The organism is Amycolatopsis sp. lyj-23 (assembly GCF_046549135.1).
Classification (GTDB): domain Bacteria; phylum Actinomycetota; class Actinomycetes; order Mycobacteriales; family Pseudonocardiaceae; genus Amycolatopsis.
On record NZ_JAJPWN010000016.1, the window covers coordinates 143,323 to 162,020 of the forward strand.

Annotated in this window: 19 protein-coding genes and 1 pseudogene; 4 read left to right on the forward strand and 16 right to left on the reverse strand. The window is 70.6% G+C overall.

Annotation, left to right across the window (positions count from 1 at the left end; translation table 11 throughout):
- Positions 1–65: 65 nt before the first annotated feature.
- Both ACLJPY_RS35165 and ACLJPY_RS35170 read right to left on the reverse strand, forming a co-directional pair.
- Positions 66–545, reverse strand: a complete 480-nt coding sequence (locus ACLJPY_RS35165; RefSeq protein WP_410595296.1) for an HAD domain-containing protein — start codon at positions 543–545, stop codon at positions 66–68.
- A 385-nt stretch (positions 546–930) separates the two neighbouring features.
- The gene (locus ACLJPY_RS35170; RefSeq protein ID WP_410595297.1) at positions 931–1,785 is read right to left on the reverse strand and encodes a sigma-70 family RNA polymerase sigma factor; all 855 of its coding nucleotides are present in this window, start codon (positions 1,783–1,785) and stop codon (positions 931–933) included.
- A 77-nt stretch (positions 1,786–1,862) separates the two neighbouring features.
- Here ACLJPY_RS35170 and ACLJPY_RS35175 point away from each other — a divergent pair, with 77 nt between their 5' ends.
- The gene (locus ACLJPY_RS35175; protein WP_410595298.1) at positions 1,863–2,312 is read left to right on the forward strand and encodes a carboxymuconolactone decarboxylase family protein; all 450 of its coding nucleotides are present in this window, start codon (positions 1,863–1,865) and stop codon (positions 2,310–2,312) included.
- Between the two features lie 39 nt (positions 2,313–2,351).
- On the opposite strand, the gene ACLJPY_RS35180 is transcribed toward ACLJPY_RS35175, so the two are convergent.
- From ACLJPY_RS35180 to ACLJPY_RS35210, 7 genes are all read right to left on the reverse strand, one after another.
- On the reverse strand, positions 2,352–3,614 hold the full coding sequence (locus ACLJPY_RS35180; RefSeq protein ID WP_410595299.1) for a peptidase C39 family protein: 1,263 nt from the start codon (positions 3,612–3,614) through the stop codon (positions 2,352–2,354).
- 71 nt (positions 3,615–3,685) lie between these two features.
- On the reverse strand, positions 3,686–4,087 hold the full coding sequence (locus tag ACLJPY_RS35185; protein WP_410595300.1) for a PaaI family thioesterase: 402 nt from the start codon (positions 4,085–4,087) through the stop codon (positions 3,686–3,688).
- Positions 4,088–4,144: 57 nt separating this feature from the next.
- Complete coding sequence (locus tag ACLJPY_RS35190) at positions 4,145–5,869, reverse strand: TIGR03767 family metallophosphoesterase (protein ID WP_410595301.1); 1,725 nt, start codon at positions 5,867–5,869, stop codon at positions 4,145–4,147.
- 163 nt (positions 5,870–6,032) lie between these two features.
- Entirely contained in the window at positions 6,033–6,848 is an 816-nt protein-coding gene (locus ACLJPY_RS35195; RefSeq protein ID WP_410595302.1) for a carbohydrate ABC transporter permease, read from the reverse strand.
- Positions 6,845–7,741: a carbohydrate ABC transporter permease gene (locus ACLJPY_RS35200; RefSeq protein ID WP_410595303.1), complete on the reverse strand. Its 897-nt coding sequence runs from the start codon at positions 7,739–7,741 to the stop codon at positions 6,845–6,847. Before ACLJPY_RS35200 ends, ACLJPY_RS35195 begins: the two co-directional genes overlap by 4 nt.
- On the reverse strand, positions 7,738–9,027 hold the full coding sequence (locus ACLJPY_RS35205) for an ABC transporter substrate-binding protein (protein ID WP_410595304.1): 1,290 nt from the start codon (positions 9,025–9,027) through the stop codon (positions 7,738–7,740). Before ACLJPY_RS35205 ends, ACLJPY_RS35200 begins: the two co-directional genes overlap by 4 nt.
- 100 nt (positions 9,028–9,127) lie before the next feature.
- A complete protein-coding gene (locus tag ACLJPY_RS35210; protein WP_410595305.1) occupies positions 9,128–10,756 on the reverse strand; it encodes a long-chain fatty acid--CoA ligase in 1,629 nt (542 codons plus the stop codon).
- Positions 10,757–11,201: 445 nt separating this feature from the next.
- Between ACLJPY_RS35210 and mihF the strand changes: the two genes are divergently transcribed.
- The gene (gene mihF / locus ACLJPY_RS35215; RefSeq protein ID WP_167344432.1) at positions 11,202–11,513 is read left to right on the forward strand and encodes an integration host factor, actinobacterial type; all 312 of its coding nucleotides are present in this window, start codon (positions 11,202–11,204) and stop codon (positions 11,511–11,513) included.
- Between the two features lie 84 nt (positions 11,514–11,597).
- Complete coding sequence (locus tag ACLJPY_RS35220; RefSeq protein ID WP_410595306.1) at positions 11,598–12,746, forward strand: isochorismate synthase MenF; 1,149 nt, start codon at positions 11,598–11,600, stop codon at positions 12,744–12,746.
- On the opposite strand, the gene ACLJPY_RS35225 is transcribed toward ACLJPY_RS35220, so the two are convergent.
- The 3 genes and pseudogenes from ACLJPY_RS35225 to ACLJPY_RS35235 form a co-directional block, all read right to left on the reverse strand.
- On the reverse strand, positions 12,743–13,000 hold the full coding sequence (locus ACLJPY_RS35225; protein WP_410595307.1) for a hypothetical protein: 258 nt from the start codon (positions 12,998–13,000) through the stop codon (positions 12,743–12,745). The genes ACLJPY_RS35220 and ACLJPY_RS35225 overlap by 4 nt on opposite strands.
- Before the next feature lie 2 nt (positions 13,001–13,002).
- A pseudogene (locus tag ACLJPY_RS35230) lies at positions 13,003–13,322 on the reverse strand (DUF6247 family protein).
- 7 nt (positions 13,323–13,329) lie between these two features.
- Positions 13,330–14,022 carry a 4'-phosphopantetheinyl transferase family protein gene (locus tag ACLJPY_RS35235; protein ID WP_410595409.1) on the reverse strand — a complete coding sequence of 231 codons (693 nt, stop codon included), beginning with the start codon at positions 14,020–14,022 and terminating at the stop codon, positions 13,330–13,332.
- Positions 14,023–14,153: 131 nt separating this feature from the next.
- On the opposite strand from ACLJPY_RS35235, the gene ACLJPY_RS35240 reads away from it, so the two are divergent.
- Entirely contained in the window at positions 14,154–15,323 is a 1,170-nt protein-coding gene (locus ACLJPY_RS35240) for an acyl-CoA dehydrogenase family protein (protein ID WP_410595308.1), read from the forward strand.
- Positions 15,324–15,394: 71 nt separating this feature from the next.
- Here the strand turns inward: ACLJPY_RS35240 and ACLJPY_RS35245 are convergent, their stop codons facing one another.
- Genes ACLJPY_RS35245 through ACLJPY_RS35260 form a run of 4 tightly spaced genes read right to left on the reverse strand, consistent with a single transcriptional unit; the run spans position 15,395 to position 18,663 of the window.
- A complete protein-coding gene (locus ACLJPY_RS35245; protein WP_043789177.1) occupies positions 15,395–15,715 on the reverse strand; it encodes a hypothetical protein in 321 nt (106 codons plus the stop codon).
- Between the two features lie 58 nt (positions 15,716–15,773).
- Positions 15,774–16,415 carry a TetR/AcrR family transcriptional regulator gene (locus tag ACLJPY_RS35250; RefSeq protein WP_410595309.1) on the reverse strand — a complete coding sequence of 214 codons (642 nt, stop codon included), beginning with the start codon at positions 16,413–16,415 and terminating at the stop codon, positions 15,774–15,776.
- Positions 16,406–17,929 carry an ATP-dependent acyl-CoA ligase gene (locus tag ACLJPY_RS35255; RefSeq protein WP_410595310.1) on the reverse strand — a complete coding sequence of 508 codons (1,524 nt, stop codon included), beginning with the start codon at positions 17,927–17,929 and terminating at the stop codon, positions 16,406–16,408. The genes ACLJPY_RS35250 and ACLJPY_RS35255 overlap by 10 nt, the downstream gene beginning before the upstream one ends.
- The gene (locus ACLJPY_RS35260) at positions 17,926–18,663 is read right to left on the reverse strand and encodes an enoyl-CoA hydratase/isomerase family protein (RefSeq protein WP_410595311.1); all 738 of its coding nucleotides are present in this window, start codon (positions 18,661–18,663) and stop codon (positions 17,926–17,928) included. The genes ACLJPY_RS35255 and ACLJPY_RS35260 overlap by 4 nt, the downstream gene beginning before the upstream one ends.
- Positions 18,664–18,698: the final 35 nt, after the last annotated feature.

Genomic DNA, 18,698 nt, shown 5'->3' on the forward strand with positions numbered 1-18,698 from the left:
CTAATCACGGATCACGCGGAGATGGCGACATCCGCATGAGTGAGGTTCGTGCAACGTGTTGCGCTCTACGCAACTGTGGCGCGCCAGGCGGCGACGGCTCGGAGGTCTGGGCCGGTGAGGCCCGCGCTCGCCTCGACGGTGTGCAGCAGCGCCGGCGCGGGGTGGTGCCTCGCGACCCAGGCCCGGTCGGCGTCGGTGGTCTCGTCGTCGATCCAGGGGAACGGGCGGTCTGCCGCCCAGGCAGCGATGGGTTCGGTCTTCCAGTGCAGGCCGGGACGGAGGACGTCGTCGCCGGAGAAGTCCAGCACCGGCAGCGGCGGCAGGCCCAGCAGCGGGGCGATGCACTCGTTGGCGTCCGCCAGCCACGTCGTGGCCCAGACGAGCTCGCAGCCGAGGCCGAGCAACCGCGGGCCGAGGCTCGGATCGACCCGGGACAGCAGCGGATTGCCCAGGTCGGCGTCGGTGAAGGTGGCGTACTGGCCGGAACTGCGCCCGAACGGGATCAGCGGACCGTCGACGTCGAGGAACAGCAGCGGGCGGCGCATGGTCCCCGCAGTCTGGCACGGCGGATCGACGGCGCAGGAGATGGTGCGCCGGGTGCGCGGGCAGCGCGGGCGGGTTCCTTCGTGCGGAGTTCCCCGGCAGCCGCGGCGAGCAGCGCGCATCTCGGGCGTGGGGCACGGAGTCCCGCGGCGGCCGCGGCGTGCGACCGGTTCTCCCCGGGCATGGCGCACGGTCGGTCGCTTCCGGGCACCGCTGGATGCTGGGCGGTGCCCGGTCGTCGAGCGGGACCGCGGCGACCCCAGGCCCGAGTCGCCACTCCCGGATGACCCGCTGCTGGGTGACCACGGCTGCGCGGGGGCCCGCGAGGCAGCGGCCTCGCCCAGGCGATCAAGCGCGCGAGGCCGGCCTCCGGCCCCGGTTTCCAGCTTACCGACCACCACCGACAGTTCCGGGCGGCTCGGGGAGCGCCATCGACGCCAGCTTCGCCGGGTCCGTCACCGACGCGATGCTCACGATCCGCCCCGCCGCCACCGTGAACGCCACCACCGACATCGGTGTCCCGTCCGCGCGCCACGCCACCACTCCCGGCAGGCCGCCGACGGACACCGCGCGGCCGCCGGCCGCCGCGCCGATGCGGGCGCCCGCCGCCACGTTCGTGGCGCCGAGGACCACCACCACGCCGTCCGGGGTGTCGACCGTCAGGCGGACCTCCGGGTCGAGCACGCGCAGGAGCTCCTCGAAGTCGCCGTCGCGGGCCGCCGTCAGGAACGCTTGGACCACCTCTCGCTGCGTCGGCCCGGTCGGCGGCGACGGCGTCCGGACCTTCCGGCGGGCCCGGCTCGCCAGCATCTTGGCCGCCGCCGTGGACTTGCCCAGGATCCGGGCGATCTCCTCGAACGGGACCGCGAACAGGTCGTGCAGCACGAACGCCAGCCGCTCGCTCGGGCCGAGTGACTCCAGCACCACCAGCAACGCCAGCCCCACCGAATCCGCCAGCTCCGCGTCCGCCTCCGGACCCTCGTCGACCGTCACGACGATCTCCTCGTACGCCGCCTCGGGCCGGGAGCGGCGCGATCGCAGCACGTCCAGGCTGAGCCGGCCGACCACCGTCGTGAGCCAGCCGTCGAGGTTCTCGATCGACGCCGCGTCCTGGCGCGACAGCCGCAGCCACGCCTCCTGGACCACGTCCTCGGCGTCCGCGTGCGAGCCGAGCACGCGGTGGGCCACCGCGCGCAGCCGGTCACGCTGCGCTTCGAACGCCGAAGCCAACCCGTCGGTCATGGTCGTTACCTTCCTCGCTCCCGCTCCGTCGTGGACATGACGGGCCCGGAGGGGCACAGGTAACCGATGGAGGAACGATGGAACCACGGCTCAAGACTCAACCGGCTCCCGAAGTGACCGGAGCGGTCCAGCAGCTGTTCAAGGTCGTGCACGGCGCCGGGGTCGATCCGCTGCTGCTCGAGCTGGTCCACCTGCGGGCCAGCCAGATCAACGGCTGCGCACCCTGCACCTACGCGGGTGTCCGGTCGGCGAAGCGGCAGGGCGAGACCGACGACCGGCTGCACAGCGTCGTCGCCTGGCGCGAGACGCCGTTCTTCACCGAGCCGGAACGGGCCGCGCTCGCGCTGACCGAAGCCGCCACGCGGATCGAGGACGGACAGCCCGGCGTGACCGACGAGGTCTGGGCGGCCGCCGCCGGGCACTTCGACGACACGCAGCTGTCCGCGATCGTCACGCACATCGCCCTGACCGGCTTCTTCAACCGGGTCAACCGGGCGATCCGGGAGCAGGCGGGCAAGACCTGGTGAGCCCCGGTGGGGCGCCGGTCCGGCGCCCCACCGGCGCCGTCAGGCCGGCGTGATGATGTAGGCGACGCCACCCGGGCCGCCCGCCACGGTGCCGTCCGCGCGGTAGCGCTTCGTCCGCTGCCAGATCCTCTCGAACTGGTCGCGCTTGTAGACGTTGCGGACCCGGTCGTTGCTGCTCGACGCCGGGTCGTTCGCGATCACGTCGCCGTCCTTCGTGAAGCCGACGACGACCATGATGTGCCCCGACGTCCCGTAGCCGGCGCCGTCCAGTTCCGAGGACAGGAACGACTGCGACGTGATCACCGGGATGCCGCGCACGATGTAGTCCTCGAGCTCGTTCAGCGAGTGCAGCCGCGTGATGTGGCCGCGCAGCCCGCGTGACGCCGCGTAGGCGGTGTTGAACGGCCAGTTCCCGGTGCCGTCGTAGGCGTGGTCGTAGGTGTAGCGCGCCGCGAACGCCACCTGCGGGTCGACGTAGTCCGCGGGGATCCACGCCATCTCCTCGGCGGACGGCTTCCTGCCCCAGTACTCGGCCACCATCTCCGTCGAGGTTGGGCTGCACCAGGCTTCGCCACCCCCGCCGTACTGCGGGAACTGTCCCTTGTGGAGGTTCTGCGCGTACGCGGGCACCTTGAGCTCGATGCCGCTGGCCCGGCCGGGTTTCGTCGGCTGCACCTCGAAGCGGTCCGGGACGGCCGACGTCATCGCACCCAGCAGGCTCACCGACGGCGTCGCACCCGAACCGGCTTCGCGGTAGAGGGTGATCCGCAGCTGGTACGACTTCAGCGTCACGCCGGTTTTCATCTCCAGCGTGTCGACGTCGACCACGGCGTTCGCGTCGTCCTGCCCGTCGACGCTGGTGCGCAGGATGTCGGCGTCGCCGCTGGCCCAGCGGCCCATCACGTACCACGCGGTTTCGGCGCCCGCGGACGTCCGGCCGTGCGCCTCGACCTGCAACCAGGTCTTCGCGGGCGTCTTCGCGTTCCAGGACGCGACCAGCTGCGTCGCGCCGAAGCCGGGCCGGTACTGCGGCGACGTCCACTGGCCGTAGTCGTAGGTTCTCGTCGTCCCGAGCTCCGGCTCGGTGTGCTCGACCGTGCCGGCGGGGTGCGTGATGCGCAGGCCGTCGCGGCCGAGCGCCAGCCCGGCGAAGCCGCCTTCGTGGAAGCGCCCGCCGGTCCACTCGTGGTAGTCGATCGCCTCGTCGTCGCGGGGCCGGACGGGCCCGGCCTCGGCGACCTGCGCGGTTACCGCTGTCAACACGATCACTGACAATAAGGTGAACAACTTGCGTACGCGCATCGCGGCTCCCTGATCGGCCCACCCAGTAGGCAGGGATTTTCGCCGCTCGAGCCGGGTATGTAAACAGGTACCTACAGGACGGCTTGCGTCTGTGTCACTTTCGCGACCAACTTGCCGTCGTCGTCGTGGATCTCGGTCTCCACCACGACGAACCGGCGCCCGGCGTGCAGTGGTCTGGACGACGCAACGGCGTAGCCCGAACGCACCGCGCGCAGGAAGTTCGTCTTCGATTCGACGGTCGTCGTGCCCTGGCCGCCCTCGGGCACGTTGAGGAACGCGCACACGGCACCGGTCGAGTCGGCCAGCGCCATGAGCGCGCCGCCGTGCAGTGCGCCGCCGAGCGTGCAGAGGCTCTCGTCCCACTTCAGCCGGCTGCGGACCAGCGACGGCCCGTGCTCCAGCACCTCGACACCGAGGCGTTCGGAGAACGGCATGGAACGGTGGAACAGCTGCGTGCCCTCGGGATCGGTCATGCGGTCACTGTGCCGCACGGCCGTCCCGAGGGCGATTACCCGCGAGGTAACGGCAGCTCAGCTCAGCGGGTTCACCAGCAGCAGCTCGGTGTTGTGGTCCTCGGCCGCGCCGACCCGGCCGAGGTCGACGTGGATGTCGTTGTACGACAGTTCGCGGTAGAGCGACGCAAGCGCTTGCGGCGTCCGGGCGTCGTAGTCCACGGCGTACGGCGCTTCGGCCTCGATCAGCGTCGTGAACAGCGACAACGTGCCGTCGGCGTTGTCCGCGACCTCGACGATCCGGGCGTGCTGCGGGAAGTCGACGTGCGAGGCGGTGTTGATCTCCCAGAAGCCCTGCTGCGGCGTGTTCCCGGCGTGCGGCGTGATCTTGTTGAGGTGCGTGTGGCCGTTGACCCAGGCCAGCACGTTCGGGAAGCGCTTGAGCAGCGCGACGAACGCGCCGCCGTTCAGCCGCGGGTCCAGCAGGTGGCGCGAGTCCGGCAGCAGGTTGGTCATCGTTCCGCTGGTGTGGTGGCTGAAGAGGACGAACAGCTCGTCGGTGACGGCGTGGGTGATCTTGCGGCCGAAGAAGTCGTAGTACGTCGAGCTGTTGCGCTTGAGCGTCGACTCGACCCAGTTGTACTGCGCGAGCCCGATCGAGCCGTCGGCGAACCCGGCGTCGGTCGTCGTGTCGAGGCTGATCCCGGTGATGCCCGGGGCGATCCGGAAGGTGTAGTAGACGTTCTGGCCGTCGGCGTTGGCGCTGGTGAAGCCGTGCCCGGCCGGGCCGGGGCCGGTGTTGGCCGCGTCGAGGTGGGCGCGGACGAACTCGCCGGTGCTGAACGGGCGCCGCCGTGCGTCCGGGGTCACCTCGCGGATGGTGCCGCTGCCGCCGAACAGTTCGCCGATCGGCACGCTCGAGCGGCTCTTGATGGCGTCGGCGAGCTTCTTCGACGTCGTTTCGTCCTTGCCGATGACCTTGTACTTCCCGGTGTACCACGCGTCGATGCCGGGGATCTGCGCCGGCAGCGAGCCGACGATGCTGTCGTCGTGGTTGCCGAAGGTGCAGAACCACGGGACGTCGAGGCCGGGCGCGGTGAAGGTCCGCGTGCCCGCTTCGAGCAGGCCGGGCAGCTGCGGGAAGCCCTTGGCCGAGTACTTGTCGCCGACGCCGGGGATCGACGGGTTCCAGTACTCGGCGTTGCCGGAGCTCTGGACGCCTTCGTAGGCGTTCGCGTCGCCGGAGTTCGGGGTGAGCGTGCCGCCGTTGAGGACGTTGAGGAACCAGTCGAGCTCGATCAGCTCGTGGTTGTCGGTGTTGTCGCCGGTGGTGACCATGAGGTCGAAGGGGCGCCCGGTGAACGGTCCCTGCCGCACGCTGTTGACGCGCTCGACGAGGGCGCTGGTGGCGACGGTGCCGAGCGCCTCCTGCGGCCGGTGCGCGGAGCCGATGAAGGGGTGCAGGTATTCGAACCGGGCGGGGCTTTCGGCGTCGGTGATGTGCAGGTCGGTGAACTGGACGAACGAGCTGAGGGCCCGCCGCCGGTCGTCGCGCCCGCTCTTCGGCGTGGCCAGGTCGCTCCGGACGACGAGCGGCCACCCGGGCCCGGCGGACAGCCGGGAGTAGGTCGCGGTGCTGCCGCCGGTGGCGACCTGCTCCAGCGTGGTGCCGGCGGTGGTGAGCGACCGGGTGCCCGTCAGCCGGAGGGCGCGGTCGAGGGCGTTGGCGGTGGGCGTGCAGAGCAGGAGCCCGACACCGGCGGCGCCCGCGGTGGCGAAGGTGCGCCGGGTGAGTTCGGCCATGTGTTCGCTCCCCAGTCTTCTCGGTTGCCCGGCACGCTGCCGGACTTGGGTGGACGCGGGGTGAACGTGAAAAACATTCACCGTGACAGTTCAGTTCACCCTGTCACAGGTCTCGCGGCGGGGAGTACCGCCGAAGGTTGTGGTCATTTCCACCGCTGGGTGGCTAACCCTTCAGGCCCGACTCCGCGACCCCGCGTACCAGGTACCGCTGCAGGAACGCGAACAGCAGCACGATCGGCAGGATCGACACCACCGCCGCGAGGAACAGCAGGTTCAGCTGCGGGTTCTGCGCCGTCAGCAGGCCCGACAGCGCCACCTGGACCGTCCACGAATCCGGGGACTGCGCGATGATCAGCGGCCACAGGAACGCGTTCCAGCTGCCGATCACCGTGATCACCGCGATGGCCGCGAAGAAGCCGCGGGAATTGGGCACCACCACGCGCCAGAACACGCCCCAGCGGGTCAGGCCGTCGACGCGGCCCGCTTCCTCCAGTTCGCGCGGGAAGTCGAGGAAGTACTGCCGGAACAGGAACACGCTGAAGGCGCTGAACAGCCCCGGGATCACCAGGCCGCGGAAGTCCGACAGCCAGCCCAGCGACGAGACGACCACGAAGCTCGGCACGAACGTCACCGACGTCGGGATCATCAGCGTTGCCAGCACGGCGTAGAACACGATCCCGGAATGCCGGTACGGGATGCGCGCCAGGCCGTAGCCAGCCAGGGAGCAGACCACCAGCAGGCCGAGGGTCTGCAGGGTGGCCACGACCGCCGAGTTCAGCAGGCTGCGGGCGAACGGGACGTCCGAAAGCGAGAACAGCCGCGAGAAGTTCTCCCAGTGCACTGTGGACGGGAAGAGCGTCCACTGTGGAGACGTGATGTCCGAACGTGACGCCAGGCCGTTGCGCAGCAGCAGGTAGAACGGCAGCAGGAAGAGGACCGCCGCCACCGAAAGGCACGTCCACCGCAGGCCCGCTTTCATGACGGCCGCCCGAACCGCAGCACCCGGCCCTGCAGCACCGTCACCACGGCGATGATCAGCGCCAGGATCACCGCGCCCGCACTGCCGCGGCCGAGGTCCTGGCCGCCCGAACCCAGTGAAGTGTAGTACAGGTACACCAGCGGTGGCCGGGCGAACGGCGGGTAGCCCCGCGCGTCACCCATGATGTTGTAGAACTCGTCGAACGCCTGGTACGCGTTGATCAGGTTGAGCAGCAGCACCGCCACCGCCGTCGCGCGCAGTTGCGGCAGGGTGATGTACCGGAACACCTGCCAGCCCGGTTTGGCGCCGTCGAGCCACGCCGCTTCGTACAGCTGGGCCGGGATCCGCTGCAGGGCCGCGATGAACAGGATCATGTAGAACCCCAGCTGCAGCCACAGCCGCGCGGTCACCAGCACGATCCAGTACAACGGCGGGTGCACCGTGCCCGTCCACGCCACCGGCTCGACGCCGAACACGGACAGCACGCTGTTCGCCAGCCCGTACCGGACCCCGGAGAACAACGACGTCTTCCAGATCAGCGACGCGACCACGTACGAGCACGCGAACGGCAGGAAGAACACCGACCGGAAGAACGCCCGCGCGAACCGCAGCTGGTTCACGCCGAGGGCGAGCGCCAGCGACAACGCGAACGTCAGCGGCACGATGAACAGCGCGAACACGCTGAACGTCCCGAGGCTCGACAGGAACGGCTCGTCGGTGAGCATGTGCGCGTAGTTGTCCAGCCCGACGAACTCCGTCGGGGTCACCGTGTTGCGCGCGTCGAAGAACGACAGGTACGCGCTCCAGCCGATCGGCAGGTACGCGAAGACCGCCAGGCCGATCAGGAACGGCCCGACGAACAGCCAGAACGCGCGCGCATCGCGCTTCCTCATCCGAAGAGGCGCTTCAGCTCGGCCTTCGCCACCTCGACCGCGGTTTTGACCTGCGCTGCCGGATCGGCCCCTTCCTTAGCGATCTTCGCGACCGCGTCCGACAGCGCTGTGTTCGACTGCTGTGTCCACACCGGACCGCCGACGAGGTGGCTGTTCTCCTTGACGAACCGGGCCGCGTCGGCGGCCGGACCGGACTTCAGGTTGTCCGCGCGGGCGACCAGGCTCTGGCGGGCCGGCACGTGGAAGCCGAACTTCGTCGCGAACTCCAGCTGGTCCGGCGTCTGGTCGATCCACAGCCACTTCACGAACGCCTTGGCCTCGGCGACGTGCTCGCTCTTGGCGTTCACCATCGCGCCGTACGCGCCGACCGGCACCGACGGCGCGCCGCTGCCGTCCAGCTTCGGGAACGGCAGGACGCCGAAGTCGTCGTCGAACGCCTGCCGGATCTTCGGCACGTTCCACAGACCGGTCCACTGCATCGCCGTCAGCCCGTCGACGAACGCGCCCGGGTCCGACCAGTCCGCCGGCGCGCCGAGCAGCAACGACCCGTTGGCGTTGAGCGTGTGCAGCTTCGCCAGCGCCGTCGCCGCGCGCGGGTCGTCGAAGCCGACCTCGCGGTTGCCGTTCTTCAGGTAGTCGAGCCCGGCGGACCACAGCAGCGGGCCGGTGAGCACGCCGACGCCGCCGTCGTTGCCCGCGAAGAACCCCTTGACGCCGTCCTTCGTCAGCTTCGCCGCCGCGTCGACCAGCTCGTCGACCGTCTGCGGCGGCTGCACGCCCGCGGCCTGCAGCAGGCTCTTGCGGTAGAACAGCACCTGCGTGTCGATGGCCTGCGGGATGCCGTAGACGCGGCCTTCGACCGTCTGCGCGGCCAGCACGGCGGGGCTGAAATCGTCCTTCACCGGCGCCACGAGGTCGTCGAGCGGGACGACCTGGTTCTGCCGCACCCAGTCGATCTTGACCTGGGCCTCGAAGACGTCCGGCACCTTGCTGTTCTGCAGCGCGGTGACGATCTTCGAGTCGTAGTCGCCGGGGTTCCACTGCACGTTCACGGCCGCGCCGGGGTAGGTCGCGGCGTACCGCTTGACGGCGTCCTGGACGCCGTCCTCGCCGTAGGCGTGGTACCACTGCTGGAGCGCGACCTTCGGGGCGTTCGAGGGCGGCGGACCCGCCGAGTACGCCGTGGAAGGCGGCGCCTCGCCCTGCCGCCCGGTGTTCGACCCGCATGCCGTCGCCAGCGCGCCCAGCCCCGCGAGCGCCAGAAAGCTACGCCTGTTTCGTTGCATCCCCAGAACCTCTCCGACGTGCTCCGAAGGTCACCATGGAGGAGGTAGGTTCCCCCATGGTGACCTTTCGAAGCGTGCAGACTCGCCGGAGATTTACCCGTTAGAGCTGGGCGATGTCGAGCTTTCCCTCGGAGTAGGACGCGCGGATGCGCTTCTTGTCGAACTTGCCGACGCTCGTCTTGGGAACTTCGTCCACGAACGTCCAGTTCTCCGGCAGCTGCCACTTCGCGACCTTGTCGCTCAGGTAGTCCCGCAGCTCCGCCGGCGTGACGCTCTGGCCCTCCTTGAGCACGACGGCGACCAGCGGCCGCTCGTCCCACTTCTCGTCGGGGATGCCGACGACCGCCGCCTCGGCCACCGCCGGGTGGCCCATCACCTGGTTCTCCAGGTCGACCGAGGAGATCCACTCGCCGCCGGACTTGATGACGTCCTTGGCGCGGTCGGTCAGCGTCAGGTAGCCGTCGGCGCTGATCTTGCCGACGTCGCCGGTGCGCAGCCAGCCGTCGTGGAACTTGTCCGGGTCGACCTGCGAGCCGCCGTAGTAGGAGCCGGCGATCCACGGGCCCTGGACCTCGAGCTCGCCGACGGCCTCGTTGTCCCACGGCAGCGCTTCGCCGGAGTCGCCGATCAGCCGCGCCCGCACGGACGCCGGGAAGCGGCCCTGCGTGTAGCGGTACTTCCAGGCTTCCTCGCCGGTCACGCCGGCCGGCGGGCGGGCGACGCTGCCCAGCGGGGACGTCTCCGTCATGCCCCAGGCGTGCAGGATCGAGACGTGGTGGCGCTCCTCGAACGCGTGCATCAGCGACGGCGGCACCGCCGACCCGCCGACCACGACGTCACGCAGGTGGGAGATGTCCTGCGGGTGCGCTTCGAGGTGGGCGAGCAGGCCCTGCCAGACGGTCGGGACCGCGCCGGCGAAGGTCGGCTTCTCGGCGGCCAGCATCGCCGAGATCGGCGCCGGCTGGAGGAACCGGTCCGGCATCAGCAGCGACGCGCCGACCATCAGCGCCGCGTACGGCAGGCCCCACGCCATCGCGTGGAACATCGGCACGATGGCCAGGGCCGTGTCGCTCTGCGCGAGGTTCATGCTGTCGCTCATGCACACCTGCATCGAGTGCAGCCAGATCGACCGGTGCGAGTAGGCGACGCCCTTCGGGTCACCGGTCGTGCCCGAGGTGTAGCACATCGCGGCGGCCGAGCGCTCGTCGACCTCGGGCCAGTCGAAGGTGTCCGGCTGGGCGGCCAGCAGGTCGGCGTAGGCGTGCACCTGGATGTCGTCGGGGGCGTGCAGGGCCGCCGCGTCGCCGTTGGCCACGATGACGTGCCGGACCGTCTTGAACTCCGGCAGCTGCTTCGCCAGCAGCGGGACGAGGGTGCCGTCGACGATGACGACGTGGTCCTCGGCGTCGTTGGCGACGAACGTCAGCTGCTCCGGGAACAGCCGGATGTTCAGGGTGTGCAGCACGGCGCCCATGGCGGGGACGGCCAGGTAGGCGGCCATATGCTCGGCGTTGTTCCACATGAACGTGCCGACGCGCTGGTCACCGGTCACGCCCAGGCTTCGGAGCGCGTTCGCGAGGCGGGCGGCGTGGCGGCCGAGGTCGCCGTAGGTCTCGCGCCGGGCTTCTGAACCGGTCCAGGTGATGACTTCGCTCGCCGAGTGCACCGACGTGCCGTGGCGGAGCAGGTTGGCCAGCGACAGCTGGCCGTCCTGCATGGTGCTCAACATGGTCGCTCCCGGGGGTCGTTCGCCGGTGGGCTGGGGTTGGGCCGACTCTAATGCGGATCGGGTGAAGCGGGCATGGTCGACAACGGCTCCGTTCGGTCACGGTCGTCGCGCGATCGGGCGACGACGCCGGCGATGATCAAGATCATCAATTTTTCGACTTTTCCTTATATGCAAGGAAATGTGCGCGAGAACAGGGCGTAGTGGAAGCTTCACTTCCGGGTGAGAGAGGCCCTTCGGGACGCTTGTTGGGAGCGTTTCCGCAGGCCGGAGCGGGTTGCCCGGTATCACCTCCGGGGGTAATAAGTGCGTGTCGGTTGCACGGCCACGAAGCGGGTGGCGTTTACTGGGCCCGTGGCAAGAGACGGCTGAGCAGCGCTTGCAGGAGCAAGCACTCACAAAAGCTGTCGGCCGCGAAAGCGGAGACCTGAGAGGAAAGGACACTACGTTGGCTCTGCCTACGTTGACTCCGGAGCAGCGCGCCGAGGCCCTGGCCAAGGCCGCCGAGGCTCGCAAGGCGCGTTCGGAGCTGCTCGCGTCGATCAAGTCCGGCCAGGAGAGCATCGAGAAGGTGCTCAAGCAGGCCAAGGAGAACAAGACCATCGGCAAGACGAAGGTCACCCAGCTGCTGAAGGCCGTCCCCGGCCTCGGCGCGGTGAAGGTCGCCGCCCTGCTCGAGCAGGCCGGCATCGACCCGGACCGGCGTGCGGCCGGCCTGGGCGAGCGCCAGCGCGAGGCGCTCATCGACGCGCTCAAGTAGCGCGTCACCAGGAGCTGACCGCGAGGGGAGTGTCGCTGGCGACACTTCCCTCGCGGATCTCCCGGCGCCTGGGACGCTGGAGACGTGAGCTCACCTGATCCGGCGACCCCGGCTGACCTCGCCGCCCGCTACCAGCGAGGCGACTTCCTCTTCGCGACGGCCCAGCGCGCTCTCCTCGCGCAGGGCGCGATCCGGACCGTCACCGAGACGGACCCGCGACGGCTCGCCTCGGCGACCCCGGGCGTCCTGGCCGAGACCGGTGCCCCGCTGGCCGTCGGCGTCCTGCCGTTCGACACCGGGCCCGACACGAAGGTGCCCGGCTACCTCGTCGTGCCGCGGACCGTCCACCGGTCCTCCGGCGCGCCTTCGCTCCCGCGTGAAGCCCTCCCCGCGCCGGTGCGCGTGCGTGCGGTGCCGTCCCCGGCGTCGCACATGCTCGCCGTCGAGGCGGCGGTGACCGCGTTGAGCGACCGTGACCTGCGGAAAGCTGTCCTGGCCCGCGCGCTGGACCTTGAATTCGCCGCGCCGGTGCCCGCCGAGAGCATCGTGCGGAACCTGGCCATCGGAAACCCCCGCCACTTCACGTACGCGGCCGAGCTGCCGGGCGGGCGGTCGCTGGTCGGGGCCACCCCGGAGCTGCTGCTGCGCCGCACCGGCCGGACGGTGTTCTCCTCGCCGCACGCCGGCTCGATGCCGCGCTCGGCCGACCCGGCCGTCGACCGCGCGAACGGCGAGGCGCTGCGGACGTCCCGCAAGGACCAGCTCGAGCACGCGGTGGTGATCGACTACCTGGTCGAGGCGCTGCGGCCGTTCTGCCGGACCCTCGACGTCCCGGCCGGCCCGGAGCTGGTCACCACCCCGGCCATCTGGCACCTGCGCACCCCGATCACCGGCGAGCTGGCGGACCCGGACATCACGGCACTGGACCTGGCGGCGGCCCTGCACCCGACCCCGGCGATCTGCGGCACCCCGACCGAGGGCGCGCGCGAGCTGGTCCAAGAGCTGGAGCCGTTCGACCGCGACTACTACGCGGGCGCGGTCGGCTGGGTCGACGCGGCGGGCGACGGCGAGTGGGCGGTGGCGATCCGCTGCGCGGAGATCGCGACGACGTCGATGCGGCTGTACGCGGGCGGCGGCATCGTCCCGGCGTCGGACCCGCAGGCGGAACTGGCCGAGACGACGGCGAAGTTCCGCACCCTGCTGACGGCGATGGGCCTGGAGGACGTCGCTTAGCCGGTCCTGAGGACACGAAGCAGGTCGACCCGGTTCTGATCCTCCAGGACCAGGTACGTGACGAGGCCTTCCCCATGCGGTCCGAACGCCAAGTTGCGCATCGAACCATCCGGGTTCGAACGGTGGTACGGATCGCCCTTGCCGGGGACCAGTTCCAGCACGCAGATCGCCTCGGCCAGTGCGTGGAGCGCCTGCTGTGGCAGCGCGCGGATCTGGTCCTGGACGTCGGGATGGACCTCGATGTCGTACGCCACTGCTACAGGCCGAGCTCCGTCTTCAGGGAGTTCCACGAGCGGGTGCCGGCGGGCGGCTCTCCGGAGCGCTGGGCACGCTCGGCGGACTGCACCATCCGCCGGTGCGCGGCGGGGTCGGCCTGGGTGCTCCAGGCGATCCGCCGCCAGGACTCCAGCGTTTCGACGAGTCCGTCAGGCTCAGCGCTTCCCGGGCGACATCGAGGGCGTGCCGGTAGTCCCGGTCGAAGCGGGGCACGTCCTCGGGCAGGAGCGCGGCCCGGATGGCCGCGGGCGAGGTGCCCGCGGGGTACCTCGGCTCGTCCGTGCCCGCCGGTGTGGACATGCCGCAACTATAGCCGCGGTAGCCAGTGCTCCTCGGTGACCGACAGGTCCTCGGTGGTCAGCACCGCGATGGCCGCGCGGTAGCCGTCGGCCGCCTTCAGGTCGGCCAGGCGGGTCGTGGCCGGGTCCAGGGCCGGGTCGCCCGAGGACACCAGGCGGGCCGGCTCGTCGTAGCGGGAGAACGTGATGCTCTGCAGCGGGATGCGCAGGCCCTTGCCCGTGGCCTTCATCACCGCCTCCTTGCGGGTCCAGTAGACGAAGAACGCCGCGGCCTTCTCCGCCGCGTCCAGGCCCGCCAGGTGCCCGGCCTCCGGCGGGCTGAGCGCGTACTCGATCAGGCCGTCGTCCGCGCGGCGGGTGGCCGTCTCGACGTCGAGGCCCACCGGGACCGACGGGGTCGCCGCCAGGCCGATCAGGTCGCCCGAATGCGAGATCGACAGCGTCAGGTCCGCGCCCGGGATGCGGGGCCGCCCGTGCGGCTTGCCGCAGTCTTCGCAGGTCGCGTCGAACTTCACGGCTTCGAGCGCTAGGCCCAGCCGCTCGGCCGCGACCGTCTTCGCCAGGACGCGGCCGGTGAGGAACCGCCGCTTGTCCGCCTCCTGCCGGTACGCCGCGAACCGGCCTTGTTCGACGTCGTCGAGCAGGCGCAGGAAGCGTTCTTCGGCGGGCAAGGGCGACGACCAGCGGACCTCGATCTCCATCACGTCCCCGATCCTTCCGGGCCCGGGCGGAGTTGTCACGAATTCCGGGCGAGGTCTGGGGTAGTCCGGGGTCCAGGAGGTATCCTGGAGCTAAGCAAGCGCTTAGCCAGTGTCGGAGGAGCAGCCACCCCATGGACTTTTCACTGAGCACCGAAGAACGGGAAGTGCGCGACTGGGTCCGCACGTTCGTCCAGCGGGAGCTGGTCCCGCTGGAGCAGGAAGTCCTCCGGCGCGAGCGCGCCCACCAGCCGGGGCTGACCGGCGAGGAGCTCAAGGACCTCCAGCTCAAGGCGAAGGACTCCGGCTTCTGGGGCGTGCTGACCCCGGAGGAGTACGGCGGCATGGGCCTGTCCGCCGTGATGGCCGCGCTGCTGGAGGCCGAGCTCGGCCGCACCTTCGTGCCGTTCCGCTTCGGCGGGGCCGCCGACAACATCCTGTTCCACGCCAACGAAGAGCAGAAGCAGACCTACCTGCTGCCGACGATCTCGGGCGAGCGCAAGTCCTGCTTCGCGATCACCGAGCCGGGCGCCGGTTCCGACGCCAAGGCCATCCGGACCACCGCCCGCAAGGACGGCACCGACTGGATCATCAACGGCGAGAAGACCTTCATCACCGGCGGCAACGAAGCCGACTTCACCATGGTCTTCGCCATCACCGACCCGGAGAAGGGCGCGAACGGCGGCGTCACCTGCTTCCTCGTCGACCGCGAAGCCGGCTGGAAGTCCGAGTACATCGACACCATGGGCGAGTGGGGCCCGGCGTCGCTGATCTTCCAGGACGTCCGCGTGCCCGAGACGCAGATCCTCGGCGAGGAGGGCCGCGGCTTCGAGCTGGCCATGCAGTGGATCGGCCAGGGCCGCTACCTGCTGCCCGCCCGCGCGATCGGCTCGTGCGAGCGGCTGATCTCGATGGCCATCGAGCACGCCAACACGCGCGAGACGTTCGGGCAGAAGATCGCCGAGCGGCAGGCCATCCAGTGGATGATCGCCGACTCCGGCGTCGAGCTCGAGGCGCTGCGCTGGCTGGTGCTGCACGCCGCCTGGCAGGTCGACCAGGGCCTGGATTCGCGGCACGCGCAGTCGGTGGCGAAGCTCTACGGCGGCCAGAAGGCGAACGAGATCGTCGACCGGGTCCTGCAGATCCACGGCGGCATGGGCTACACGCGGGAGCTGCCGGTCGAGCGGTGGTACCGCGAGCTGCGGCTGCTGCGCATCTACGAGGGCACCGACGAGATCCAGCGCCGGACCATCGCGCGCAACCTGCTCAAGGGGCACGTGAAGGTCGGCGGCACGCTGGGCTGAGAGGCGCAGGCCCCGCAAGACACAGCCGTCAAGGCCGCCCTCGGAGCGGCCTTGACGGCTGTTCGGCTTGCTTACTTCTTGTTGCGGATGGCGATCGGGACGCCCGCGAGGTCCTCTTCGTTGCACAGGAGCTTCACGTCGTAGTACGGCGAACCCTGGCGGTCGTCGTAGTCGAGGTGGATGGCCAGCACGTCGAGCGGCTCGCCGAGCCATTCCTGTGCCTGCCGTAGCCAGGCGGAGCACCGTTCCAGGGCGGTGGGGAGATCGTCATCGCGGAACTCGACGGGGCGATAGGGCACATCCTGCACCTGATCGCGGGGGTTTTCCGGCGCCGGGAGGCCCGGCGCGAGACCCGAGTCGTCCAGTTCCAGTTGGATCGTTTCCTCAGTCACCCTTCGAGCGTCCCCCACGCACGCCGTCTGGGCAAGGCGTACACAGGTAAAAGCGCCGCTAAACGGACACGCCCCACTCTTTCGCGACGATTTCGCGGCACCGTCTCAAGTCGGTCACACCGGACGCGGACGTGCAGCCCAGCGCCCTCGACGCCAGCTCGGCGTAGTGCTCCGCCAGCTCGTCCAGCGCCAGCGGGCCGCGTGGGGAATACCACCTCGCGACGCCGCTGCACATCTCGAGCAGGGCCAGCCGGGTCACGGCCGGGTGCTCCACACGGAACACCCCCGCCGCCACCCCGTCGTCGATCGCGGCCGCCCACAGCCGTTCGTAGGCGTCCCGCAGGGCCACGACCGGCTCGCGCGCGGCCGGGGACAGGACGTCGACTTCGTTGTCCACCACCCGGGTTTCGGCCGGTCCGACGGCGTGCGCGAGGACGTGCAGGGCGACCAGCGTCCGCAGCCGGTGCACGGGGTCGCCGCCGCCCGCGGTCGCCTCGCGGGCGGCGTCGAGCAGCCGGTTCAGCGCGGTGTGCATGATATCCGCGAGCAGATCCTCCTTGGTGCCCATGTAGTGGTACAGGCTCGCCGAGGAGAGTTCCGCCTCCTGCGCCAGATCCCGGATGCCGGTGCCGTGGAAGCCCTTGGCGGCGAACAGCTTCACCGCCGCCGCGCGCACCCGCTCCCGGCTGCTCACAGCCATGCGCCCGCCTTCGCGTCCCAGGACCCCGCCCGCGGGTCCGCGACCTTCCGCAGCTCGCCCTTGGCCACCCGCTCCGACGGCGTCATCGGCAGCGCGTCGGCGAAGGCCCAGAACCGCGGAACCTTGAAGTAGGCCAGTTTCCCGGCGCAGAACGCGACGAGCTCGGCCGGGTCCGGCCGGTCGCCGTCGCAGACGACGTACGCCTTGACCTCCTCGCCGCGCAGCTCGTCCGGGACCGCGACGACGGCCGCCAGCCGCACCGCCGGGTGCAGCAGCAGCGCGCGTTCGACCTCGTCGGCGGAGACGTTCTCGCCGCTGCGGCGGATCATGTCCTTCGTCCGGCCGACGTAGTGGACGCGGCCGGCGGCGTCCATCCGGGCGAGGTCGCCGGTGTGGAACCAGCCGTTTCCGAACGCTTTCGCCGTCGCGTCCGGATCTTCGTGGTAGCCGTGCATCAGGCCGATCCCGCGGATCAGCAGCTGCCCGGTTTCCCCGCGTGGCACCGGCTTCCCGTCGTCGCCGGCGATCAGCACCTCGCGGTCCCGGGTCGGCCGCCCGATGCAGCCGGTGCCGACGGTCTCGTCGTGGTCGGCGGGGGTCATCCGGATGTCGCCGCCGGTCTCGGTCATCCCGAACGCCTCGTACCACGGCACGCCCCAGCGGGCCTCTAGCTCGGCGTGCAGCTCGCGCGGGATCGCGGACGCGCAGACCGCGCGGACCCGGTGCTCGCGGTCGGCCGCGGCCGGTTCCTGGCGCAGCAGCAGCGCCGGCATCAGGCCGAGGCAGTAGAACCAGGTGACACCGTGCTCGCGCACCTTCGCCCAGAACGTGCTGGGGTGGAACCGGTCCAGCACGACGAGGGTGGCGCCGCCGGCGAGTCCCAGCGCGACATTCCACTGTGGATCGATGTAGTGGAACGGCTGCGCGGTCAGGATGACGTCGTCCTCGCCGACGGCGGGGAAGTCCGTGGCCAGGCCGGCCGCGAGGGTCGTCCAGTAGCGGTTCGGCAGCACGCAGCCCTTGGGCGCGCCGGTGGTGCCGGACGTGTACTGGATGTTGACCGGCAATTCGGGCACCGGGGTGAATTCCGGCGGATCGGCGTCGGTCGTGAGCGCGTCCGGGGTGAGGACCTCGGTCAGGCCGATGCGTTCGAGCAGGCCGGTGAACTCGGGCGCGGCGACGGCCAGCTTCGCGCCGGAATGGCGCAGGACGTGGGCGCCGTCGAATTCCTGGTAGTTCGTGTTGACCGGCACCAGCTGCCCGCCGAGCTTCGCCAGCGCCAGCCAGATCAGCGGGAACTCGGGCTGGTTGCGCAGCATCACGGCCACCCGGTCGCCCGGGCGGACCCCGCGTTCCGCCAGCGCCGCGGCGATCCGGGAACTCTCGCGATCCACCTCGGCGAACGTGAACGTCCGGCCGAGGTGGTCGAACACCCAGGCCGCGCGGTCCGGCCACAACGCGGCGGCCCGCGTGACGAGCTGCGCGAGCGTCCCGATCTCGGCGAGGGGTGTCACGCCCGGCTCCGGAACGCTTCGGTGGACGCGGCGACGGCGGCCGAGTGCTCGGTGATCAGGGCGTGGCTGACCTCGAGTTCGAGGGCGGGCTCGATGTCGGTGCTCGCGTCGAGGACGCGCTTCGCCATCGCCGCGGCGGCCGGCGGGTGCTCCGCGATCCGCTTGGCCCAGCTCAGCGCTTCGGCCTGGAGCTGCCCGGCCGGCACGGCGGCGTTGACCATGCCCAGCTCGGCCGCCTTCCGGCCGTCGAAGCGCTCGCCGAGCAGCAGGAGCTCCTTCGCCTTGAGCGGGCCGACCAGCAGCGGGAGCAGCCGCGACGCCGCGCCGGTGACGCTCAGGCCGAGCGAGACCTCGGGGAACGCGAAGACGGCGTCTTCGGCGGCCAGGATCAGGTCGCAGCCGAGCGCGAACTCCGCGCCGGCGCCGATCGCGTAGCCGTGCACCGCCGCGAGCACCGGCTGGCGCAGCCCGCGCAGCCGACGCGTGACGTCCTGCAGCCGGTCCAGCCGCGCCCGGGAGTCACCCGCGGGGGTGGGTTCCTTGAGGTCGTGGCCGGCGCAGAAGGCGCGCCCGTTCCCGGACAGGACGACGACGCGGGCGTCGCTGCACGCGGCCGCGTCGAGGGCGGCGAGGAAGTCGTCGACCAGCACGGCGGCGACCGCGTTCAGCCGCTCGGGCCGGTTCAGCCGGATGTGCGCGATGCCGTCCTCGACGGCGAACTCCACGGTGGGCATGACGGCGATGCTAGACGTTCGATCGATCGATCGAT